At 63.4% G+C, this 22308-nt stretch carries 17 protein-coding genes and 1 pseudogene; 11 read left to right on the top strand and 7 right to left on the bottom strand.

The window, feature by feature from the left end; all coding sequences use genetic code 11:
• The first annotated feature begins 28 nt into the window (after nucleotides 1-28).
• Nucleotides 29-1333, top strand: coding sequence for a homoserine dehydrogenase (locus DNK10_RS22540; RefSeq protein WP_131193104.1), 1305 nt, complete (start codon nucleotides 29-31; stop codon nucleotides 1331-1333).
• A gap of 182 nt (nucleotides 1334-1515) precedes the next feature.
• Nucleotides 1516-2925 carry a threonine synthase gene (thrC, locus tag DNK10_RS22535; RefSeq protein ID WP_131193103.1) on the top strand — a complete coding sequence of 470 codons (1410 nt, stop codon included), beginning with the start codon at nucleotides 1516-1518 and terminating at the stop codon, nucleotides 2923-2925.
• 87 nt (nucleotides 2926-3012) lie between these two features.
• On the opposite strand, the gene DNK10_RS22530 is transcribed toward thrC, so the two are convergent.
• Nucleotides 3013-3735: an endonuclease gene (locus DNK10_RS22530; protein WP_131193102.1), complete on the bottom strand. Its 723-nt coding sequence runs from the start codon at nucleotides 3733-3735 to the stop codon at nucleotides 3013-3015.
• On the opposite strand from DNK10_RS22530, the gene DNK10_RS22525 reads away from it, so the two are divergent.
• From DNK10_RS22525 to DNK10_RS22485, 9 genes are all read left to right on the top strand, one after another.
• Complete coding sequence (locus DNK10_RS22525; RefSeq protein ID WP_131193101.1) at nucleotides 3734-3958, top strand: hypothetical protein; 225 nt, start codon at nucleotides 3734-3736, stop codon at nucleotides 3956-3958. The genes DNK10_RS22530 and DNK10_RS22525 overlap by 2 nt on opposite strands.
• Before the next feature lie 40 nt (nucleotides 3959-3998).
• Nucleotides 3999-4613: a biofilm formation regulator BacA gene (gene bacA, locus DNK10_RS22520; RefSeq protein WP_131179820.1), complete on the top strand. Its 615-nt coding sequence runs from the start codon at nucleotides 3999-4001 to the stop codon at nucleotides 4611-4613.
• Nucleotides 4614-4625: 12 nt separating this feature from the next.
• Nucleotides 4626-5321 carry a PspA/IM30 family protein gene (locus DNK10_RS22515; RefSeq protein WP_131179821.1) on the top strand — a complete coding sequence of 232 codons (696 nt, stop codon included), beginning with the start codon at nucleotides 4626-4628 and terminating at the stop codon, nucleotides 5319-5321.
• An 87-nt stretch (nucleotides 5322-5408) separates the two neighbouring features.
• Nucleotides 5409-6035, top strand: a complete 627-nt coding sequence (locus DNK10_RS22510) for an OB-fold-containig protein (RefSeq protein ID WP_131179822.1) — start codon at nucleotides 5409-5411, stop codon at nucleotides 6033-6035.
• A 42-nt stretch (nucleotides 6036-6077) separates the two neighbouring features.
• Nucleotides 6078-8126, top strand: coding sequence for a flotillin family protein (locus DNK10_RS22505; RefSeq protein ID WP_131193100.1), 2049 nt, complete (start codon nucleotides 6078-6080; stop codon nucleotides 8124-8126).
• A gap of 184 nt (nucleotides 8127-8310) precedes the next feature.
• Nucleotides 8311-8550 (top strand): hypothetical protein, encoded by a 240-nt coding sequence (locus DNK10_RS22500; protein ID WP_131193099.1) that lies wholly within the window; start codon nucleotides 8311-8313, stop codon nucleotides 8548-8550.
• A gap of 85 nt (nucleotides 8551-8635) precedes the next feature.
• On the top strand, nucleotides 8636-13867 hold the full coding sequence (locus DNK10_RS22495) for a DNA repair ATPase (protein ID WP_131193098.1): 5232 nt from the start codon (nucleotides 8636-8638) through the stop codon (nucleotides 13865-13867).
• On the top strand, nucleotides 13864-14433 hold the full coding sequence (locus DNK10_RS22490) for a rhomboid family intramembrane serine protease (RefSeq protein WP_242674677.1): 570 nt from the start codon (nucleotides 13864-13866) through the stop codon (nucleotides 14431-14433). The genes DNK10_RS22495 and DNK10_RS22490 overlap by 4 nt, the downstream gene beginning before the upstream one ends.
• Nucleotides 14434-14588: 155 nt before the next feature.
• Nucleotides 14589-15272 carry a phospholipase D-like domain-containing protein gene (locus tag DNK10_RS22485; RefSeq protein ID WP_131179826.1) on the top strand — a complete coding sequence of 228 codons (684 nt, stop codon included), beginning with the start codon at nucleotides 14589-14591 and terminating at the stop codon, nucleotides 15270-15272.
• A 284-nt stretch (nucleotides 15273-15556) separates the two neighbouring features.
• On the opposite strand, the gene DNK10_RS26215 is transcribed toward DNK10_RS22485, so the two are convergent.
• The 6 genes and pseudogenes from DNK10_RS26215 to rhlB form a co-directional block, all read right to left on the bottom strand.
• Complete coding sequence (locus tag DNK10_RS26215) at nucleotides 15557-17038, bottom strand: TonB-dependent siderophore receptor (protein ID WP_131193097.1); 1482 nt, start codon at nucleotides 17036-17038, stop codon at nucleotides 15557-15559.
• A 190-nt stretch (nucleotides 17039-17228) separates the two neighbouring features.
• Nucleotides 17229-17996: pseudogene (locus DNK10_RS26210) on the bottom strand (STN domain-containing protein); the annotation flags it as partial.
• A gap of 98 nt (nucleotides 17997-18094) precedes the next feature.
• On the bottom strand, nucleotides 18095-19051 hold the full coding sequence (locus DNK10_RS22470) for a FecR family protein (RefSeq protein ID WP_131193095.1): 957 nt from the start codon (nucleotides 19049-19051) through the stop codon (nucleotides 18095-18097).
• The gene (locus tag DNK10_RS22465) at nucleotides 19048-19575 is read right to left on the bottom strand and encodes a sigma-70 family RNA polymerase sigma factor (RefSeq protein WP_131179829.1); all 528 of its coding nucleotides are present in this window, start codon (nucleotides 19573-19575) and stop codon (nucleotides 19048-19050) included. Before DNK10_RS22465 ends, DNK10_RS22470 begins: the two co-directional genes overlap by 4 nt.
• A gap of 135 nt (nucleotides 19576-19710) precedes the next feature.
• Nucleotides 19711-20751 (bottom strand): DUF2157 domain-containing protein, encoded by a 1041-nt coding sequence (locus DNK10_RS22460; protein WP_131193094.1) that lies wholly within the window; start codon nucleotides 20749-20751, stop codon nucleotides 19711-19713.
• Nucleotides 20752-20872: 121 nt separating this feature from the next.
• Nucleotides 20873-22297 (bottom strand): ATP-dependent RNA helicase RhlB, encoded by a 1425-nt coding sequence (rhlB, locus tag DNK10_RS22455; RefSeq protein WP_131179831.1) that lies wholly within the window; start codon nucleotides 22295-22297, stop codon nucleotides 20873-20875.
• Between the last annotated feature and the right edge of the window lie 11 nt (nucleotides 22298-22308).

The following is a 22308-nucleotide window of genomic DNA, read 5'->3' as shown; positions in this document are numbered from 1 at the left end:
TTTATGCAGTGCAGATGGGGAGTCTAGTGTGAAACCGGTCAAAGTAGGCATCTGTGGGCTGGGTACCGTCGGTGGCGGTACCGTCAATGTGCTCAAGCGCAACGCCGAGGAAATCGCGCGTCGTGCCGGGCGCGGCATCGAGGTGGCGCAGATCGCCACCCGTACACCGAAGCCTCAGTACCAGACGACCGGCGTGACCATTACCGACGATGTCTTCGCGGTAGCCAGCAACCCCGAGATCGACATCGTCGTAGAGCTGATCGGTGGCTACAGCATCGCCCGTGATCTGGTGCTCAAGGCCATCGACAACGGCAAGCACGTGGTGACCGCCAACAAGGCGCTGATCGCCGTGCACGGCAACGAGATTTTCGCCCGCGCCCGCGAGAAGGGCGTGATCGTCGCCTTCGAAGCGGCGGTGGCCGGTGGCATTCCGGTGATCAAGGCGATTCGCGAAGGTCTGGCGGCCAACCGTATCAACTGGCTGGCCGGGATCATCAACGGTACCGGTAACTTCATCCTCAGTGAAATGCGTGAGAAGGGCCGTACCTTCGAAGACGTGCTGGCCGAGGCGCAGGCACTGGGTTATGCCGAGGCCGATCCGACCTTCGATGTGGAAGGTATCGACGCTGCCCACAAGCTGACCATTCTGGCGTCCATCGCCTTCGGTATCCCGCTGCAGTTCGACAAGGCCTACACCGAAGGCATTACCAAGCTGACCACTGCTGACGTCAACTACGCCGAGGCGCTGGGCTACCGCATCAAGCACCTGGGCGTGGCGCGCCGTACCGAAGCCGGTATCGAGTTGCGCGTGCACCCGACGCTGATTCCGGCCGACCGCCTGATCGCCAACGTCAACGGCGTGATGAATGCGGTGATGGTCAATGGCGACGCCGCTGGCAGCACGCTGTTCTACGGCGCTGGCGCTGGCATGGAAGCGACCGCTTCGGCGGTGGTGGCGGATCTCGTCGACGTGGTGCGTGCCCTGACCACCGACCCGACCAACCGCGTACCGCACCTGGCCTTCCAGCCGGACTCGCTGTCCGACCATCCGATCCTGTCGATCGCTGACTGCGAAAGCGCCTATTACCTGCGCATTCAGGCCAAGGATCGCCCCGGCGTGCTGGCTCAGGTGGCGAGTATCCTGTCGGAGCGCGGCATCAACATCGAATCGATCATGCAGAAAGAAGTCGAAGAACAGGATGGCCTGGTGCCGATGATCCTGGTCACTCATCGCGTTGCCGAGCAGCGCATGAACGACGCCATTGCAGCACTGGAAGCGCTGACCGACGTGGTCGGTAACGTCGTGCGCATCCGCGTCGAACAACTGAACTGAGGGCAGCTACAGGCTGCAAGCTTCAAGCTGCAAGAGGGGCCTTTGGGTTCACTGCTCGCTTGATGAACTGAACTTGAACACCGCAGCAGGGGAGAAGCGATAAGCCGCGAGCGAAGGCACTTGTGCTTTCGCTTGAAGCTTGAAGCTTGAAGCTTGCCGCTCAAACCGAAGGTTTGCAGAAAATGCGCTATATCAGCACTCGCGGCCAGGCACCGGCCCTGAATTTCGAAGATGTTCTGCTGGCCGGCCTGGCCAGTGATGGCGGCCTCTACGTGCCGGAAAACCTGCCGCGCTTCACTCAGGAGGAAATCGCTTCCTGGGCTGGCTTGCCGTATCACGAGTTGGCGTTCCGAGTGATGCGCCCGTTCGTCGATGGCAGCATTCCGGATGCGGATTTCAAGAAGATTCTCGAAGACACCTACGGCGTGTTCGATCATTCCGCGGTGGCGCCGTTGCGCCAGCTGAACGGCAACGAATGGGTGCTCGAGCTGTTCCATGGTCCGACCCTGGCGTTCAAGGATTTCGCCCTGCAGCTGCTCGGCCGCCTGCTCGATTACGTGCTGGCCAAGCGCAACGAGCGTGTGGTGATCATGGGCGCCACTTCCGGTGATACCGGTTCGGCGGCCATCGAAGGTTGCAAGGCCTGCGACAACGTCGATATCTTCATCATGCACCCGCACAACCGCGTGTCCGAAGTGCAGCGTCGGCAGATGACCACCATCCTGGGCGATAACATCCACAACATCGCCATCGAGGGTAACTTCGACGACTGCCAGGAGATGGTCAAGGCCAGCTTCGCCGACCAGGGTTTCCTCAAGGGCACTCGCCTGGTGGCGGTCAACTCGATCAACTGGGCGCGGATCATGGCCCAGATCGTTTACTACTTCCATGCCGCGTTGCAGCTCGGTGGGCCGGCGCGTTCGGTGGCCTTCTCGGTGCCGACCGGCAACTTCGGCGACATCTTCGCCGGTTACCTGGCGCGCAACATGGGCCTGCCGATCAGCCAGCTGATCGTCGCCACCAACCGCAACGACATCCTGCACCGCTTCATGAGCGGCAACCAGTACGCCAAGGGCGATCTGTATCCGACCTTGTCGCCGTCGATGGACATCATGGTGTCGTCGAACTTCGAGCGCCTGCTGTTCGACCTGCACGGTCGCAATGGCCCGTCGATCGCTGCGCTGATGAGCGAGTTCCGTCAGACCGGCGGTTTCACCGTCGAGGACGATCGCTGGACGGAGGCTCGCAAACTGTTCGACTCCCTGGCTGTGAGCGACGAGCAGACCTGCGAGACCATCGCCGAGGTGTATGCCGCTACCGGTGAGCTGCTCGACCCGCATACCGCCATTGGCGTGCGTGCCGGTCGCGAGTGCCGCCGTAGTCTGTCGGTGCCGATGGTGGTGCTGGGTACTGCGCACCCGGTCAAGTTTCCCGAGGCGGTGGAGAAAGCGGCAGTCGACCAGTCGCCCACGCTGCCGCCACACCTGGCCGACTTGTTCGAGCGTGAAGAGCGCTGCACGGTGCTGGCTAACGAGCTGACGGTCGTGCAGGAATTCGTGGCTGCCCACGGTAATCGCGGCAAGCCGCTCTGATGCGCTGAGTGCTGTCAGTATCCGCAAGGCCGGTAACCGCAAGGTGCCGGCCTTTTTTTGTCTGGGAGGCTTCGACGTATTTGCGCCCTAGCTCCGACTCTTCACGGCAATAGGAGCCAGCGCGCAAAGGCCCTTGTCGAGTGGCCCGACGTAGGGGTTGGCCCAGCCCATCACGCAGCCCATCAGTTGGTTGCGCTGGCGCTCCCAGGGTTGTGCCGGGTAGGTCTTGTTCCAGGCGCTGAACAACTGGCGATTCTGCTTCGACAGTCTCAACTGGTAGCGGTCGCTCATGTACAGGTAGGTACGCGCGATCATGCCGCGCACTTCCTTGCGTGGCATCACCTTGCGCGCCTTGAAGTCCACCACTGTCGGGCAGGCGCCGTACTGGCTCGGTGGGTGTGGCAGCCAGCCGAAGTCGTAGTTGCTGCGGTCGCCGTTCACCTCGCCAATCGCGGGCACCAGGTTGTGCAAGTCGGCTTCGGCGCGGCGAAATACCTTGTCGTTCTTGCTGCAATTCTTGCGCCCGCCGTGCTGCCAGCATTGGCGCTGATGGCCGATCTGCCAGGCCGATACGATGTGTTCCCATTCGATGCGTGCCGCGCGGTTGGCATTCTTGCGCGGGGTGTAGCCGCAGCTTTTCAGGTCGACGCGGTTGCCGCTGAAACTGCAGCCGCAGTAGAACTCCACCGACTGGCGCTCATAGAGTTTCCAGCCGATCTTCTTGGCTTCGCTGAAGGTTTGCGGTGGTGCGGCGGAGAGGGAGGTGGAGAGGGTGATGCAGAGCAAAGCGAGGAGGCTGCGGGACGACATGCGGCTTTCCGGAAAAGTGGCGCATCATACCGGTTCGCTGCCGGATGCCAAGGCTAGCCAATTGATGGCGCGTCCGTCGCCTTCAGCCTTTTGCTCAACTGCGAAAGAGTCGGCGGATTTTTCTTCAGGGAGCCGATTTAATTGGCAAGATTTTTCCCCGCTGCGTCATTCCCTTCGTATGATTCCAGGCTTGTTTCGCGAGATCGAAATTAATTACATGTGATGAATTGAAATATCACATGTGATGTTCTAGTCTGCGTTTCATGGAAAACAAATCGTCAGCTCATTATCAGCGTCTTTTTCGCCAGCGTCTGCGCGAACAGGGGTTGGTGAAAAAGGAAGTCTGGATACTGCCCGAGCACGCCCAGCGGCTATCGGCAGTTGAACGAAAACTGCGCCAGCCCCAGTCGGAGCTGGCCTCAATGGAGGAGGGGGTGAGCATGCCTCAGGTTTGGACTGCACAAACGTTGTTCGATGCGCTGTCGGGGACAGAGCCGTTTGCCGATGGCCGCGCCGCCATCGAGCTGATCCAGGGTGCCGACGCCAGTCTGCACGTGACCATGAAGGAATACGGTGATCTGCCGCTGTTCATCGCGGTATTCGGTGATCAGATCATCGTCGAGGCGCTGCTCTGGCCGGCCAGTGATGTGCGTGATACGGCCGCGTTCAACGAGGAAGTGCTGCGCAGCCACAAGCTGTTCCCGCTTTCCTGCGTCGGCCTGGAAACCCTGCCCGACGGGCAGGCCTGCTACACCATGTTCGGTGCCCTGAGCGCTTCGTCGATCCTGCCCAATGTGGTGCTGGAGATCGAAATGCTGGCGGACAACGTGATCAAGGCTACCGAAGCCTATGAAGATTTCCTCAAGGCCAGTGTGTAAGGAGAAACGCTGATGAACGTCTGGAGCAAATTGCTGACGGCACTGCGTGGCGGTGCCAATGAAGTGGGTGAAGCGCTGGTCGATGGGCAGGCTCTGCGCATCCTCGATCAGGAAATCCGCGACGCCGATATCGAGCTGCGCAAATCCAAGGAGGCCCTGGCCGAAATCATGGCCAAGCAGAAGCTGGCCGCCGAGCGTGCAGGTAAATCCGCCACCAAGGTCGCCGAGTACGAGCAATACGCGCTCAAGGCCCTTGAGGCGGGTAATGAAGAGCTGGCCACCGAAGTGGCTGGCAAGATCGCCAACCTGGAAATCGAGCTGGCCAGCGAGCGTGAACAGGCCGATGGTTATGCCGCCAGCGTGGCGCAACTGCGTAAGGCAGTGAGCCAGGCCGAGACCAATATCAAGCGCCTGAAACAGCAGGTGGATACGGTCAAGGCTACCGAAAGCGTGCAGAAGGCGCAGATGGCCGTGGCCCAGCGTTACGGCGGTTCCCAGGCCAAGCTGCACACGGCGGTCGAGTCGCTGGAGCGCATCAAGCAGCAGCAGGCCGAGCGTGCGGCGAAGATGGAGGCCGCCGCCGAACTGGCCGAAGCGTCCAACCTGGATGATTCGCTGGATGCCAAGTTGCGTGCGGCGGGTATCGTCGCTGACAAGACCAGTGCCAACAGCGTGCTGGCGCGCCTCAAGGACAAGGCCAAGCCCTGAGTCTTTCGGGCTCCAGGCAAGTGGTTGCGATGCGTCATGAATGGTGGGGCCACCAGGCTCCGCCATGTTTTTCAGGGATAGGAAATCATGGAAATCTTCCTGCAGGTCTCGCTGGCTTTTCCCACGGTCATCTTCAGTTTCCTGCTGTGCCTGGCGGTGATCTATTGGGTCATCGTCGCCTTTGGCCTGATCGAGATCGATATGCTCGACATCGAGGCCGACTCCGCACTGGAAGGCCCGGCCGCGGCACTCCTGTCCAAACTCAAACTGCGTGATGTACCGCTCACCCTGGTACTGACCCTGCTGTTCTTCTTCGCCTGGTTCATCAGCTACTTCGTCGATCTCTGGCTGCTCAGCCTGTTGCCGCTGGAGTGGCTGCGCTATCCGCTGGGTGCGGTGGTGGCTGTGGCCGCGCTGTTTCTTGCCATACCCCCCTGCCGCTTGCTCTGCGCACCATTGCGTCCGCTGTTTCTCAAGCTGGAAGTGACCAGCAGCAAGAGCGTAATCGGCCAGACCGCGGTGGTGCGCAGCGGGCGGGTGACCGCCAGCCATGGCGAGGCGGTGCTGGAGGACGGTGGCGCGGGTCTGATCCTGCGGGTTCGGGCTGACGAGCAGCAAGATTTCAAGCGTGGCGACCGTGTCGTTTTACTGGAGTACCTGGAGGCGCAGCACGCTTACCGGGTCATAACTGAAGAGGAGTTCCGGGGGCTCTAAGGCTCTGTCCGGTTCCACCTGTCTCAAAGGAGATTGAGCGCAATGTATAACCTTCCACCGTCGCTGATACCCGTGCTGGTCGGGATCGGTCTGGCCGTCCTGCTGATCGTTGGGCTGCTGGCCTTGTTCAAGGCCTTCTACATCAAGGTTCCCCAGGGTACGGCACTGATAGTCAACGACATGTCGTCGACGCCCAAGGTGCATTTCACCGGCGCGCTGGTGTACCCGGTCATCCACCTCAAGGAGTTCATGAAGATCTCCCTGATCACCCTGGAAGTCGACCGCCGGGCCAAGGATGGACTGATCTGCCGCGACAACATGCGTGCCGACATCACCGTGGCCTTCTACCTGCGCGTCAACGAGACCCAGGAAGACGTGCTCAAGGTGGCCAAGGCCATTGGCGTGGAGCGTGCCTCCGACCGCGCCGCGGTCAACGAGCTGTTCAACGCCAAGTTCTCCGAGGCGCTGAAGACCGTCGGCAAGCAGTTCGACTTCGTCGAGCTGTTCGAGAACCGCCAGGACTTCCGCGACCGCATCGTCGAGGTGATCGGCAACGACCTCAACGGCTACGTGCTCGAAGACGTGGCCATCGACTACCTGGAGCAGACCTCCAAGACTTCCCTCGACCCGAGCAACATCCTCGACGCCGAAGGTATCCGCAAGATCACCCAGCTGACCGCCGCGCAGAACGTCATCACCAACGAGCTGGAGCGCAACGAAGAGCTGGCGATCAAGAAGAAGAACGTCGAAACCCGCGAGGCCACGCTCTCGCTCGAGCGTCAGCAGGCCGATGCCGAGGCGCGGCAGAAGCGCGAGATCGAGACCATCCGCGCCCGCGAGGAGGCGGAAACCCTGAAGGTGCGCGAGGAAGAACGGCTCAAGGCCGAGCAGGCGCGCATCCAGACCCAGCAGGAGCTGGATATCCGCGCCGAGAACCATCAACGCGAAGTGGAAGTGGCGCAGCAGAACCGCCAGCGGGCCGTGGTCATCGAGGTGGAGAAAGTCACCCGCGCCAAGGATCTGGAAGTGGTCGCCCGCGAGCGCGAGGTCGAGCTGCAGCGCATCGAGAAGGAAAAGGCGCTGGAGGAAGAGCGCAAGAACATCGCCGCCGTGGTGCGTGAGCGTGTCGCGGTGGAGAAGACCGTGGCCCAGGAAGAAGAGCGCATCAAGGAAGTGCGCGAGGTGTCCGAAGCCGAGCGCCTGAAGCAGGTCGTGGTGCTCAATGCCCAGGCCGAGGCCGAGCAGGAGCTGGTGCGCCAGGTCAAGCAGGCCGAGGCCGACGAGACCCGTTCCAAGCACAAGGCGGTGGAAATCAACAACCTCGCCCAGGCCGAGCTGGAAGCCGCGGCCAAGAGCGCCGAGGCGAAGAAGAAACTCGCCGAAGGCATCGAGGCCGAGCGCGCGGCGCCTGGCCTGGCCGATGCGCGGGTGCGTGAAGTCACCGCCGCGGCCAAGGAGAAGGAAGGCCTGGCCGAGGCGCGCGTGCACGCCGAGCTGCTGATCGCCGAAGCCAAGGGCGAGCAGGAGAAGGGCCTGGCCCAGGCGCGTGTCACCGAGGCGCAGGCGGCGGCCAAGGAGAAGGACGGTCTGGCCGATGCCCGTGTACTGGAAGAGAAGCTCGGCGCCCAGGCGCGGGGCGAGGAGCAGCTCGGTACGGCCAAGGCCAAGGCGACCCAGGATCTGGGCCTGGCCGAGGCGCAGGTGCTGCTCGAGCGCCTGAATGCCGAGGCCGAAGGCCTGGGCAAGAAGTTCGGCGCGCTCGACGCACTCAGCGACAACGCCCGCCAGCACGAAGAGTTCCGCATGCAGCTGGAGAAGAGCTTCGAGGAGGCCATGGCCGCCATCGCCGCGAACAAGGACATCGCCAAGGATCAGGCCGAGGTGCTGGCCACGGCGCTGGCCAAGGCGAAGATCGAAATCGTCGGCGGCGAAGGCGACTTCTTCAACTCGTTCGCCAAGTCGCTGTCGGTGGGCAAGGCCATCGAGGGCGTGGTCGGCAAGAGCCCGGTGGTACAGGACGTGCTGGCGCGGCTGCTGCAGGGCCGCGTGGCGGAAACCAAACCCACGCAGCCGGACGCCGAGCAGGCATGACGCAAGATCCATGCGGCGTCGCTGACGCCGCATGAAAATATCAGCTTCACAGGTAGGAGCCGGCTTGCCGGCGATGGGGTTTTAACCGCGCCGCCGTTGGGGATATCGCTATCGCCGGCAAGCCGGCTCCTGCAACGCGTTGCAGATATAGCGCCGCAGTCAATCAACCTACAAGGAATGTTTCATGTCGGAATCAAGAGATTACCTGGAGATGTCTTTCCGTTCGATCCAGTGCTTCGCCGATGACGGCCGCCTGGACGTCCAGGAGCTGGGCTCGCTACTGGATATCGCCGAGCGCGATGGCGTGATCGACGACAACGAGATCCGTGTGCTGACGCGGATCATCGCCCGCATCAAGCCGGAAGAGCTCGACCAGCCGATGTGCGACAAGCTCGCCGAGATCGCCAGGAAGATCGGTGCCTGAGCACCGCTAGAAATCGCTTTTCGCGCCTCATCCTCGCGATAGGCGCGCTTTTGCTTGCAGACAGCGCAGATTCAGGAAGACCACGATGTCGGACGCCCAAGCCGAAAACACCCAGCAGGACATTCTCGACAAAGCCGTTGCCGAAGGCGGTGCCTATGAGGTACTGCACAAGCGCCTGCAGGAGCAGGGCCTGCGCCTGCGGCAGAATACCGAGGCGCTGAACGAGCAACGTCTGCAGGAGTTCGGCAGCAGCCAGATGGAAGTGACCGGTCGGGTTCGCATCCGTACCGAGAACAACTGCATCGCCCGCGATATCGTCCAGGTCGGCGACTGGCTGCTGTTCGGCTACAACGTGTTTCTCGGGCTGAAGAAGGAAACCTCGGTCGCCGACGTGTTTTCTCTCTATCGCCTGGTGGAGGGGCCTGAAGGTTACGAGGCCGAGTCGATCCCGCTCGATGGCACCTTCCTGGCGCAAAGTGGCTTCGTCAACGACTTCAACGAGCTCTACACCTACTACAAGAATACCCGCCTGCTGCAGCTGGCGATCCGCGACGGCAAGTTGCTGGCCAGCTTTCAGATTGGCGAGCGCATCACCGATATCCGTGTGTTCCGCTGGTCGTTGTCGCTCGACGGCAAGGACGTGCGCTACATCGACAACCGCGGCGAGCGCGATATCGCGCTGCCGGCGCCGTTCGACTTCGAGTGGCAGAAAACCACCCGCGACATGACCGTCAACGGGCGCTTCCCGCACCTGAACATCCTCGACACGGTATTCGTCGAGACGGTCGGCGGTGACCTGACGATCAAGATCGAGAACAACACCGAAAGCGGCCAGGGCATCTATCGCGAAGAGGTGATGGACAAGACCCAATCGCTGGATGACGCCCAGGTCGAGTTCGCCGCGCTGGGCAGCCTGATCCTGCTGAAGATCCTGCCGTACCGCGAGGAGCAGTGGCGCTACCTGGTGTTCAATCGCCTGACCCGCAAGGTCGAGCGCATCGACGCCATCGGTCTAGCCTGCGTGCAGTTGCCCGAAGACCACGGCATCATCTTTCCCGGCGGTTACTACCTGCAGAACGGCGAGCACAAGACCTTCGAGCAGTCCATGGCCGGCATGCGCTTCAAGCGCTCGGTGCGTTCGCCCAACGGCGAGGACGTGCAGTACATCTTTTACCACCCCGGCGAAGGCCGGGCGGTATTGCTGACCTACAACCTGGTCACCCGCCAGTTGCAGAATCCGATCTTCGGTCATGGTTACGCGCGCCTGGAAGACGGGCGCATGGTGATCTTCTCTGCCGAAGGCATTGATCCGACCCGCATCCACCCCATGCAAGTCTGGCAGACGCCGTTCTGCAGCGAGGAATACGCTGCCCGCCAGCCGGCGCGCAGCGGTTTCTTCGGGCGGATCGGCAACGCCGAGCTGGTGCGCGGCGTTTCCGATCTGTTCAACCTCAGCCGCGAGATCGACAGCCGCGAAGTGTCGGTGCCGCGTTATACCCTGCTGTGTCAGAACACCCGTCGGCTGTTCGATATCTATCACTGGCTCGGCGATCCGCAGTGCGCGGGCATGGCGCCGCTGCTGCGCGAGATCGCCGCGACCGGCGAGCTGGTGCTCGACGAGTTCGAGAAGGTCGAGAGCATCCGCCAGCAGTCGGCCACCGCCATGGCCAGTGCCGAGAGCCGGCAGAAGGCGTTGCTCGAGAGCCTGCGTTCGGACAGCTGGGACAAGGTCGAAGAGTATGTCGAGGCGCTCAACGCCATCACCGCCCAGCGCGGCCAGTTGCTGACCATTCGCGACTACCGCTATATCGACGTGTCGCGCATCGACGCCATGGAGGCGGCGCTGCTCGAGGCCCACGAGCAGACCGCGGCGGCGACCTCGCGCTACCTCGCCGGCGATGCCGCGCTGCAGCCCTATCACGACAACCTGCAGGCGCTCGATGCCCAGGCGCAGAAAGCCGAGACCGTGGCGCAGCTGGCCGAACCCCTGGAGGGGTTGGGCGAAATGGCCGCCAACCTGGACATGCTTTCCGGGCTGATGGCCTCGCTGCAGATCGACGACGCCACCGAGCGCACCCGTATCGTCGATGCCATCTCCGAGGTATACGCCAAGCTCAACCAGGCCAAGGCGCGGGCCGAGCAGCGGCGCAAGGGGTTGGGCTCGACGGAAACCGTGGCGCAGTTCGGCGCCCAGTTCAAACTGTTCAGCCAGAGCATCACCAATGCCCTGGCACTGGCTCAGGATCCCGAGCGCTGCGATGAGCAGCTGTCGCGCCTGCTGGTGCAACTCGAAGAGCTGGAAAGCCAGTTCGGCGATCACGAGCAGTTTCTCGGCGACATCCTGGCCAAGCGCGAGGAACTGCTGGAAACCTTCGAGGCGCACAAGCAGACCCTGCTCGACGAGCGCCAGCGCAAGGCCCAGGCCTTGCTCGATGCCGCCCGGCGCATCCTCGACAGCCTGGGCCGACGTACCGCGCGTTTCGACCAGGCCGAGGAACTCAATGCCTTCTTCGCCGCCGACCCGCTGATTCTCAAGCTGCGTGAGCTGGCCGAGCGCCTGCGCGAGCTCAAGGACAGCGTCAAGGCCGACGATGTCGAGGCACACCTGAAAGGCGCCCGCGATCAGGCCGTGCGCGCCCTGCGCGACAAGAGCGAGCTGTTCGAAGAGGGCGGCGATGTCATCAAGCTGGGGCCGCGCCACCGCTTCGCCGTCAACACCCAGGAACTGGATCTGACCCTGTTGCCGCGGGGCGACCAGCTGTACCTGCATCTGACCGGCACCGATTTCCTCGAACCCCTGCACGACGGCGAGCTGGAATCGCTGCGCGACTACTGGCAGGTGGCGCTGGAGTCCGAGTCGGCGGCGCTGTATCGCGGCGAATTCCTGGCCGGTCTGGTACTCGACGCCGCCGTACGCAACACCGAAGGGCTCAGCCTGGATATGCTCAAGGTGCACATGAGCCAGCCCGAAGAGCTGATCAAGCGCATCCGCGAGTTCGCCGCGCCGCGCTACAAGGAGGGCTACCAGAAAGGCATCCACGATCAGGACGCCATGGCCATCCTGCTCAAGCTGCTGGCCCTGCGCGAAGGTGCCGGCCTGCTGACCTACACGCCCCTGGCCCGTGGTTTCGCGCTGTTCTTCTGGAACCGCTGGCGCGAGGACATGGACGCCGCCCACTGGGCCGAGCGAGCCCACACCTGCGCCAACATCCGCAAGCTGTTCGGCCGCGACGACGGCCTCGTGCAGTTGCGCGCTGAAGTGCTGGCGGCGATGCAAAGCTTCCTGGCACGCCATCCGATGCAGCTCGAGGCGGCGCTGCTGCGTGAGGCTGCCGAGTATCTGGTCGAGGAGCTGGCTGCCGAGCGCGTCGAATTCGTGGTCAGCAAATACGCCCGTGATCTGCTAGACGGCCTGCGTCAGCACCTGCAGACCGCGCACATGTGGGACGGCTACCTGCAGGCTCAGGAGCGCCTGCGTGGACGGCCCGACCAGCGCTGGGCGCTAGCCGAGAACTGGCTGCGTGCCTATTGCGCCGAACATGGCGCCGCCTCTCTGGCCTATGTGCCCGAGGCCGTGGCCCTGAGCCTGATCGATGCCGAGCTGCCGGTACGTGTCACCGAGGCGGATCTACAGGTGCGGGCCGACGGCCTGCTCGGTGAGCATCCGCGTATCGAGCAGGGCACCCTGGCCTTCGCCCTGGACGATTTCTTCCAGCGCCTGCGCTATCACCGCGAGACCTTCCTGCCGGCCCTGCAGCGTTATCAGGCGTTGCGCCAGGAGGTGGTCAACCGCGAGCGCGAGGCGCTGCGCCTGAACGAGTTCAAGCCACGGCCGCTGTCCTCCTTCGTGCGTAACAAGCTGATCAACGATGTATACCTGGGTGTCATCGGCGACAACCTGGCCAAGCAGATGGGCACCGCCGGCGAAAGCAAGCGCACCGATCTGATGGGCCTGCTGATGCTCATCTCGCCGCCTGGCTACGGCAAGACCACCCTGATGGAGTACGTGGCTCATCGTCTCGGCCTGATCTTCATGAAGATCAACGGCCCGGCCCTCGGCCACGAGGTGCGCTCCATCGATCCGGCCCAGGCGCCGGACGCCACCTCCCGCCAGGAGCTGGAGAAGCTCAACCTGGCGCTGGAAATGGGCAACAACGTGATGCTCTACGTCGACGACATCCAGCACACCCACCCGGAATTCCTGCAGAAATTCATCTCGCTGTGTGACGGCACCCGGCGCATCGAGGGCGTGTGGAAGGGCCGTACCAAGACCTATGACATGCGCGGCAAGAAGTTCTGCGTGGTGATGTCGGGCAACCCCTATACCGAGTCCGGCGACGTGTTCAAGATCCCTGACATGCTGGCCAACCGGGCCGATATCTACAACCTGGGCGATACCCTCGGCGGCATGGAAGAGGCCTTCGCGCTCAGCTACATCGAGAACGGCCTGACCTCCAATCCGGTGCTGGCGCCGCTGGCCACCCGGGATATGGCCGATGTCTATCGCTTCGTCGCCAAGGCCGAAGGCAAGCCGTTCTCCAGCAACGAGCTGAGCCACGGCTACAGCGGTGCCGAGGTCAACGAGATCGTCTCCACCCTGCAGCGCCTGATGCAGGTGCGCGACGTGGTGCTCAAGGTCAACCAGCAGTACATCGCCAGTGCCGCCCAGGCCAACGAGTACCGCACCGAACCTTCGTTCAAGCTGCAGGGCAGCTATCGCAACATGAACAAGATGGCCGAGAAGATCTCCTCGGTGATGAACGATGCCGAGCTGCTGCAACTGATCGCCGACCACTATCAGGGCGAATCGCAACTGCTGACCACCGGCGCCGAGGAAAACCTGCTCAAGCTCGCCGAGCTGCGTGGCAACCAGACGCCCGAGCAGCTCGAGCGCTGGACGCAGATCAAGCGCGACTTCATGCGCAACAAGGCCATGGGCGGCAGCGATTCGGACATCGGCGGGCGAGTGGTGGCGCAGCTCAACGACCTGGTCGAGGGCGTGCGTGGCCTGAGCCGGATGGGCGAGGGCAAACCGGCGGCGGCCGAGTTGCCCTGGCAGGAATTGCTGGCTGGCCTGGAACGCCTGCGTGAAGTGCAGCCGAAGGTCGAGGTGGCCTTGCAGGCACCGGTTCAGCCCGGCCTGCAGCCGTTGCTCGAACGCCTCGCCGAAAGCCTGCAGAACGGTGTGCTGCCGCTGATCAATGCCATGGACAAGAAGATCGACATCGACCTGGGTACCCACAAGCGTATGGGCGAGATGACCACTCAGCTACGCGATATCGGGCGTCTGCTGGGGCGCAGCGACGACACGCCGTGACCCTCTGGTTGCTGCCGCGTCTCAAGCTGCTGCTCGGCATCGCCGCGCTGATGATCGTGCTGCAACTGGTCAACAGCCTGGATGGCTACGGCCTGAACCGCTGGGGGCTGATCCCGCGGGTGCCTGAAGCCCTGCCGGGCGTGCTGCTGGCGCCCTGGCTGCATGGCAGTTGGCTGCACCTGTTCGGCAACCTCAGCGGCTTCATGGTACTGGGGGCGCTGGCGCTGCTGGAGTCGCGCAGCGAGTTCATCCGCGCCAGCCTGTTCATCATCGTCGCCAGTGGCCTGCTGGTCTGGCTGTTTGGCCGTCAGGGCATCCATGTCGGCTCCAGTGGCTGGCTATTCGGGCTCTGGGGATTGTTGCTGGGGCGCGCCTGGTTTCGCCGCAGTTTCGCGGATCTGCTGCTGGCGGCTCTGGCGCTGCTGCTCTACAGCGGTTTTTTCTTCGGTCTGCCGCCGCAGCAGGGCGTGTCGTTCGAATATCACCTGGCCGGCGCCTTGTGCGGCGGCCTCTATGCCTCATGGCAGCGCGGTGGGCACAAACGCCGCGCACGTCGTACTCGATAAAGGGCATCTCTAAAAACGTAGGCGAGGCAGTCAGCACAAGGCAAAAACAGGCGAAAAAGCGCAGTTTACGAGCTGTAAATGAGCATTTTTAGCCTGTTTTTAACGCAGTGATGACAACGCAGGTAGTTTTTAGAGGTGCCCTAAAGGGGAGCAGAATGGACTTCAATTACCTCGATCAACACCTGCGCGAAAGCCTCGCCGACCTCCGGCTGAGCAACGAGGAACGCGACGAACTGCGTGAGCTTGGCAACGACCTGACGACCGATCAGGTGCGTTACCTGCGTAACCGCGCTTTCGCGCTGGTGCGTGAATTGATCCACAACCCCGAGGATGCCCTGCCGGCGTTGAAGTGGCTGGAGCAGGTGATCAAGACCCTGGAGGTGCGCTGTTCACCGATCCGTGGCCAGGGCAGTGCACATTTCAGTCCTGGCGAAAGTTGCCGCCAGCGCATCCGCGATCTGTGCCGCCAGGCCCGCGAGTCGGTGGACGTGTGCGTCTATACCATCTCCGACGACCAGCTCAGCGATGAACTGATCGCCGTGCACCGCCGTGGTGTGGCGGTACGCATCATCAGCGATAGCGAAAAACGCTTCGACGTGGGCAGTGATATCCAGCACCTGATCGACCAGGGCGTGCCCCTGCGCATCGACAACAGCCCCTTCCACATGCACCACAAGTTCGCTCTGTTCGACGGTCGCCTGCTGCTCAATGGCAGTTTCAACTGGACGCGCAGCGCCAGCACCAGCAACGAGGAAAACCTGCTGGTGACCGACGATCCGCATCTGGTGACCGAGTACGCGCGAGAATTCGACAAGCTGTGGGCACGCTATCGACCCTAGTGCCACATCACAGATCAAATGTCGTATCCGAGCGAACAGGCTGAGTGATTACTCAAAGGCGGAAGCAGACGTAGGGTGGATGACGCTCTTTTCATCCACCATTGCGATCGCAGAGTGGTGGACGGGTCGGGCCGCGTAGGTGAAGCGTCGTCCACCCTACGTCATGAAGCCCACCAAATCGAATGTCCGCTCCCGCCTTATGGCTGCCATCCCCCATTACGATTGCCCCGTTCGCCGCCTCGGGCACATCTACCACCCTGGCCGACACATGACCGTAGCAGTCATTACCAGCGATAGGTCAGCGTCGCCAGTGCGGTGCGGCCCTGGCCGTAGTAGCACTGCAGCTCGCCCTGGCAATAGCTGACGTAGCGCTTGTCCAGCAGGTTGCTCGCGGTCACCCGCAGGTCGAGTCCGTCGAGGCTGGCGCTGGCTCGGCCCAGGTCGTAGTGCACGGCGGCATCGACCAGGGTGCGGCCCGGCATCTCCAGGGTGTTCTCGGCATCGCCATAGGATTTGCTTTGGTAGCGCACCCCCACGCCTGCCCCGGCGCCGGCCAGCGGGCCGTCGGCCAGGGTGTAGTCGAGCCAGGCGGAAGCCTGGTGCGCCGGCACCTGGATGCGCTCGTTGCCTTCGAGCGTGGCGCCGCTGGCCGAGGGATTGGCCCTGGTGACCTCGGAATCCATGTAGGCATAGGAGGCGATCAGATCCAGCTGCCGGCCAAGGCTGGTCTTGCCTTCCAGTTCGATGCCGCGTACGCGGATCTCGCCGGTCTGTTCGTTGAAACCGTTGTTGATCGGGTCGGGGGTGAGCACGTTCTCCTGGGTCAGCTGGAAGGCCGAGACGGTGATCAGGCTGTCGCTGCCCGGCGGCTGGTATTTGACGCCCAGTTCGTATTGCTCGCCGGTGGTCGGCTTGAATGCCTGGCCGGAAAAATCGGTGCCGGCGGTGGGGTCGAAGGAGGTGGCGTAGCTCAGGTAGGGCGTCATTCCATTGTCGAAAACGTAGGCCAGGCCGATGCGACCGGTGACCTTGCTGTCGTCTTGGCGCGCCTTGCTGATACCCGGCAACTGGTTGCGGGTGCGGCTGGAGGCATCGTCGTAGCGCAGGCCCAGGGTCAGTATCCAGTTGTCGTACTTGAGCTGATCCTGCGCGTAGACACCCACCTGTTCGGTGCGCTGGCGATAGTCGATGCGCGGAATCAGATCGGGCACCGGCTGGCCGTACACCGGATCGTAGATGTCGATGGGCGTGTCGTAGAGGTTGGAGGCGAACTCGTAGCGATCATCCAGGTGCAGGTAGTCTACGCCGACCAGGGCGGTATGGCGCAGCGCGCCGGTGGCGAATTCGGCCTGGGCATTGCTGTCCACGGTGAGGCTGGTGGCTTCGCCTTCGCCGTGGGTGGCGACGCGGGAGAGCTGGCGGCCGCTGGCGTCGAGCATGAAGCTGGGGCTGGCCTTGGTATCCACCTTGACATGATTGGATTGCAGGTTCTGGCGCAGCGTCCAGGTGTCGTTCAGGCGATGGCTGAAGTTGTAGCCCAGCGCGTACTGCTCACGTTCATAGCCGTCGAAACCCGGTTCGCCGGTATAGCGCGTAACGGGCAGGCGGCCGTTGGGGTTGCTCCTCAGGGTGCCCCTGGCGGGCAAGGGGTGGTAGTCGGACAGCGTATCGTCCTTCTGGTAGTGGCTGAACAGGGTCAGCTGGGTGTCTTCGCTGGGCTGCCAGGTCAGGGCCGGGGCGATGAAGCGGCGTTCGTCGTAGCCCATGGTCGATCCTGCCGTCGGCGTTGCGCGCCAGGCCGGTCAGGCGATAGGCCAGAGTCTCGGCTTCATCCAGCGGGCCGGATACATCGAAAGCGCCCTGGGCGCGGTCGTGGCTGCCGGTCTGCAGCTGGACTTCGTGTAGCGGCTCGAAGCTGGGGCGCTTGCTGAGCATGTTGACTAGGCCGCCAGGCAGGCCCTGGCCGTACATGACCGAGGCCGGCCCCTTGAGTATTTCCACGCGCTCCAGGCCATAGGTTTCGATGCGCGCCAGGGCGGCGCTGTAGGCACCGAATGGCAGCTGTGAGCCGTTGAGGTTGTAACGGGTGTAGAAACCACGGCTCTGCAGCACGTCGTTGCGGCTGTCGCTGTCGCCGAAGCTGGCGATCACCCCGGGCGTGTAGCGCACCGCTTCGGTCAGGTTCTGCGCGCCCTGGGCCTGGATCTGTTCGCGGGTCACCACATTGACGGTTTGCGGGATCTCGCTCAGCGGCGTATCGGTCTTGCTCGCGCTGGCGCTGCGCTTGGCCACGTAGCCGTCTACCGGATCCCAGGCGCTTTCCTGGTAGGCACCGGCGTCGATCCTGGTTTCCGGCAACAGGCTGGGGCCGGCCGGAGCGACCTCCAGCACATAGCCATCGGCGCTGCGCCGGGCGCTCAGGCCGCTGCCCTGGAGGAGGCGAGCGAAGCCGTCGTCCAGGCTGTAGCTGCCCTGCAAGCCCTGACTGTCGCGGCCACGCACCTGCGCGGCATCGTAGGACAGGGCCACGCCGGCCTGGCGGGCATAGCGACCGAGGGCCTGATCCAGCGGCCCGGCCGGAATCTCGAAGCGAAGCACTTCGCTCTGCGCCTGCAACGCGGCAATGGGCAGGCACAGTACGCCGCTCAGGCCGAGCCGAAGGGCCAGGGCTAGCGGCGGGAAGCGGCGCTGGATGTTGGGTTGGCGGCGTTGGTCGGCGTGCATGATGATCCCGTTTTCATTGGCTTATGCCTGTCAGGACGGGCGAGGAATGAAAACTGGAACCACAGGGAACATTTACCCGGTAGTTTCTCAACGGCCAGTTAGTTGCCTTGAGTCAGCCTGACCTGTACCAGCCAGGGGCTGAAGTGGCGGATCTGCAAGGGGAAGCTGCGGGCCAGCAGGCGCAATGCCTGATCGGGATTGTCCAGGGGCAGTACGGCGGATACCCGCAGATGCGCCAGGGCATCGCCGTCGAAGAGCAGGTAACCGGGACGCTGTCGTGCCAGGGCGGCGAGCACCTCCGGCAGCGGACGGTCTTCGACCAGCAGTTGATGCTGGTGCCAGGCCTGCTCCTGCTCATGGGCGTCGAAGCCGCTCAGTGGGCCTATCCCCCTCTCGTCGAGGCGCAGGCGCTGGCCGGCGCCGACCTGCACGGTGTCGCCTCCGGAGCGGACTTCGACTCTGGATTCCAGCATGTCCAGCTGGGTTGCGTGGTCGTGGCTGGCGACCACGAAGCGGGTGCCCAGCGCACGGATACTGCCATGGGCGGTTTCCACGACGAATGGCCGTGCGGCATCGCTGGCGACTTCGACCAGGATTTCGCCTTGCAGCAGATGCAGGGTACGACGTTCGCGGTCGAATGCCAGGTTCACGGCCGAGTGGCCGTTGAGGGTCAATTGCGTGCCGTCCTCCAGTACCTGTCCATGCCACTGTCCGCTGCCGGTACGGATATCGGCCAGCAAGTAGCCGGGCGGGTTGGCCTGCAGGAACAGCGCGGCCGGCAGCAGTAGCGCCGCGCACAGCAACAGGGCGCTGGCGGAGCGTTTCAAGCCCCGCCGTCTATCCACCTGCCGCGTCGCCCGCAGGGCGGCCTGGACGGGTGCGGCGGGCAGGGCACCGATCTGCTCGATCATGCGTTCGAGGTTGCGGGCCGCGGCCTCGTGCTGAGGGGCCGCGGCGCGCCAGGCGGCGAAATCGGCTTGGCTAGCCGGTTCGGCATCCACCTGTACCAGCCACTCGGCGGCCTGTGCCAGGATCGTGTCGGGGATCGCGCTCATGGCGCACCGTCCAGGCGACGATGGCAGTGCAGCAGGGCCTGCACCAGGTATTTCTGCACCATCTTGGTGGAAACGCCCAGGCGTGCGGCGATCTCGGCATGGCCGAGGCCGTCCAGATGGCGCAGCAGGAACGCCTGCTGCGCCTTGTCGCTGAGCCCCCGCAGGGCCAGGGCTATCTGCTCCAGTGCCTGCACGGCCTGCATGATCTGTTCGGGGGAGGGAAAGCCCTCGAGATCCTCGGCAGCCTGATACAGGGCCTCGAGATAGGCCTGCTCGATCTTGCTGCGGCGCGCACGGTCGATCAGCAGGCGGCGCGCGGTGGTGGCGAGAAAGGCGCGCGGTTCGCGCAGGTTCAATTGGGCACGAGAGGCGAGGATGCGGGCGAAGGTGTCATGCGCGACATCCGCGGCGTTCTGCGGGCAGCCCAGGCGTTTACGCAGCCAGCCGAACAGCCAGCCGTGATGGTCGCTGTACAGCGCACCGATGGCTTGGCGGTCGGGAACGTCGGGAGTGGCCTCGGGCATGGGCGTGGCATTGCGACTCTATGAGAATGAGTCGCAATTTAATCGAGTCTTTTCCGAAGAGCAACGGCGTGTCGTCGACTGGCGTGGTGCCTTGCGCCATGCTCGGCTCATCGTCATATGGACATCAGCCTGGGCTCAGCGGCGCAACGCTGGCAGGAACGTCTGCCAACTGGCCGGCAGATGTCGGCGCAGGGCACCGGTCATCGCTTCACGGCGTTTCTGGTAAAGCAGGCCAAGGCCGATGACGCCCAGGCCGATCAGGCTGACCACCACCGGGAACAGCAGCGAGTCCTCGAATACGTCATGGGCCAGGTAGCCGAGATAGCCGGCCACGCCCAGAGCGCCAAACACCATGAACAGCGGGCGCCGCAGTAACACGGCGAGGCCGATCAGGCCCAGGTTGATCAGGCAGTAGAGGGCCTTGCCCAGATCGCTGCCGCTGTCCATCAGGCTCAGGCCACCCCAGAAGGCGGTGAGGCCGGCCAGATAACCCCAGAAGGCGAAGTCCCGCTTGCTGCGTCCGTCCACCAGTAGGCTGACGAGCAGAATCACCAGGCCGAACCAGAGGGAGACCCAGCGCCGTTGTTCCCAGCTGAAATACTCGCCGTAGAGCAACTCGCTGAGATCCATCGACATGAACCAGAGCGCCACGGCAATCGGCATGACGATGAAAGGGAAGGGCATCAGGCGCAGCACCAGCAGGCCGACCAGGATCGTGGCCACCTCCATGACCAGCCAGCCACCCTGCACATAGCGGTAGTAATCGACGTAATCGGTTTGCGTGTCGCCCAGCGGCCAGAGGCCGAATACCCGCTGCGCGGCGAATACCACCAGGGGCGTGAGGCTGACCGCCACCGCCGCCAGCAGGCCGCCGGGAATCGGTTGGCCGCGTTGCCACAGGCTGCGGCCGCCAAGCAAGAACAGCAACAGATAGGCACTGCTGATCAGCAGCAGGGCCGTGTCGCCGATGCTCATCCAGGCTTCGGTGAGCAGCCAGCCCATGGCGCCGATGATCAGCAGTGCACCGAAGTAATAGGCCACATGGGACAGTTGAAAGCTGGGGCGGCTTTGCGGGTCGTGCCGGAGAAAGTCCAGCAGGGCCTGATCCTGGCCGGGCTGAAGGACGCCGGCCTGGACGGCGCGGGTCAGGTCGCTGCTGTCGATCTTGAGTGTCATGAACGAGTCCCTGTACTGGCGTGACGTCCTGTCGACCAGTGCAGGCGCAGGGCGCTACGCAATGACGCTGTAGGTGTGCCCTGGCCGCTGGCTGCCGCACAGCGAAGCCAGGCGACTGCTGTCAGTGTTTACGCGGTACCGGTTTGAGCAGTTCTTCCGGCGGCATTTCGCACTGGATCTTGCGACCGATCAGTTGCTCGATCGGGGGCAGGGCGAAAGCGTCGTCCTCACTGGCGAAACTGATCGAGGTGCCGCTGGTGCCGGCGCGGCCGGTACGACCGATGCGGTGCACGTAGTCGTCCGGGTCTTCCGGCAGGGTGAAGTTGATCACGTGGCTGATGGCGTCGACGTGGATGCCGCGGCCGGCCACATCGGTGGCGACCAGCACGCGAATGCTGCCTTCGCGGAAACCTTCCAGCACCTTGATGCGCTTGTGCTGCGGCACATCGCCGGACATCTGCGCGGCACTGATACCGTCGCGGGTCAGGCGCTCCTCGATGCGGCGTACTTCGTCCTTGCGGTTGGCGAAGACCATCACGCGGATCCAGTCGTTCTGGGCGATCAGGTTGTAGAGCAGTTTGTACTTGTCTGCCGAGGCGACGGCGTAGACGTGTTGTTCGACGGTATCGCTGGCGACGTTTTCCGGCTCGATCTCGACGATGGCCGGATCGGTAGTCCACTGCTTGGCCAGGTTCATCACGTCTTCGGTGAAGGTGGCCGAGAACAGCAGGGTCTGGCGCTCACCCTTCATCGGGGTCTGGCGGATGATCTGGCGCACCTGGGGAATGAAGCCCATGTCGAGCATGCGGTCGGCTTCGTCGAGCACCATCACCTCGACCATGTCCAGGTGCACTTCACCGCGCTGGTTGAAGTCCAGCAAGCGGCCCGGGGTGGCCACCAGAATGTCGCAGAAGCGTGATTCGAGCAGCTTGAGCTGTTTGTCGAAGTCCATGCCGCCGACGAAGCTCATGACGTTCAGGTTGCTGTACTTGGTCAGCTCGGCAGCGTCCTTGGCGATCTGCACCACCAGCTCGCGGGTCGGCGCGATGATCAGTGCCCGTGGCTCGCCCATGTAGCGGTCTTTCGGCGGCGGGGTCTGCTGCAACTGGGTGATGATCGAGATCAGGAAGGCGGCTGTCTTGCCGGTGCCGGTCTGGGCGCGGCCAATGGCGTCCCGGCCCTTGAGGGTGTAGCCCAATACGCCTGCCTGGATCGGCGTGCAGTAGGGGAAGCCGAGGTCATGGATGGCGTGCATCAGATCCGGCGACAGTTTGAAGTCGTGGAAGCGGGTCTTGCCGGGGGCCGGATCGACCTTGAAATCTTCGAGTTTCCAGGTATCGACGGGCTTGGGGGCGCGTTCTCGGCGAGGTTTCGCTGGCTTGCTCTGGGGCTTCTGCGCAACGGGGGCCGACTCTTTCGGTGGCCGCGGCTGGCGTTCCTCGCGAGCGGGGCTGGCGGGTGGGGAAGAGGGCTCGAGGGTCGGGGAGACTGAGCTGTGTGGCTCATTTTCGGCTTTGCCGAATATTTTTTTGAGTGCGTTGAGCACGGTCATCTCGT

It is taken from the genome of Phytopseudomonas daroniae (genome assembly GCF_004327275.1).
GTDB lineage: Bacteria > Pseudomonadota > Gammaproteobacteria > Pseudomonadales > Pseudomonadaceae > Aquipseudomonas > Aquipseudomonas daroniae.
This window is presented reverse-complemented; position numbering and strand designations above follow the sequence as displayed.

What these genes read in the sequence shown, in the direction of transcription:
- bacA (WP_131179820.1), top strand. Translation starts at nt 3,999, where the DNA reads ATGGAAAACAAATCGTCAGCTCATTATCAGCGTCTTTTTCGCCAGCGT.
- DNK10_RS26215 (WP_131193097.1), bottom strand. Translation starts at nt 17,038, where the DNA reads ATGGGCTACGACGAACGCCGCTTCATCGCCCCGGCCCTGACCTGGCAG.
- DNK10_RS22525 (WP_131193101.1), top strand. Translation starts at nt 3,734, where the DNA reads ATGCGGCTTTCCGGAAAAGTGGCGCATCATACCGGTTCGCTGCCGGAT.
- DNK10_RS22510 (WP_131179822.1), top strand. Translation starts at nt 5,409, where the DNA reads ATGGAAATCTTCCTGCAGGTCTCGCTGGCTTTTCCCACGGTCATCTTC.
- DNK10_RS22485 (WP_131179826.1), top strand. Translation starts at nt 14,589, where the DNA reads ATGGACTTCAATTACCTCGATCAACACCTGCGCGAAAGCCTCGCCGAC.
- DNK10_RS22505 (WP_131193100.1), top strand. Translation starts at nt 6,078, where the DNA reads ATGTATAACCTTCCACCGTCGCTGATACCCGTGCTGGTCGGGATCGGT.
- DNK10_RS22460 (WP_131193094.1), bottom strand. Translation starts at nt 20,751, where the DNA reads ATGACACTCAAGATCGACAGCAGCGACCTGACCCGCGCCGTCCAGGCC.
- DNK10_RS22495 (WP_131193098.1), top strand. Translation starts at nt 8,636, where the DNA reads ATGTCGGACGCCCAAGCCGAAAACACCCAGCAGGACATTCTCGACAAA.
- DNK10_RS22530 (WP_131193102.1), bottom strand. Translation starts at nt 3,735, where the DNA reads ATGTCGTCCCGCAGCCTCCTCGCTTTGCTCTGCATCACCCTCTCCACC.
- thrC (WP_131193103.1), top strand. Translation starts at nt 1,516, where the DNA reads ATGCGCTATATCAGCACTCGCGGCCAGGCACCGGCCCTGAATTTCGAA.
- DNK10_RS22465 (WP_131179829.1), bottom strand. Translation starts at nt 19,575, where the DNA reads ATGCCCGAGGCCACTCCCGACGTTCCCGACCGCCAAGCCATCGGTGCG.
- DNK10_RS22515 (WP_131179821.1), top strand. Translation starts at nt 4,626, where the DNA reads ATGAACGTCTGGAGCAAATTGCTGACGGCACTGCGTGGCGGTGCCAAT.
- DNK10_RS22500 (WP_131193099.1), top strand. Translation starts at nt 8,311, where the DNA reads ATGTCGGAATCAAGAGATTACCTGGAGATGTCTTTCCGTTCGATCCAG.
- DNK10_RS22470 (WP_131193095.1), bottom strand. Translation starts at nt 19,051, where the DNA reads ATGAGCGCGATCCCCGACACGATCCTGGCACAGGCCGCCGAGTGGCTG.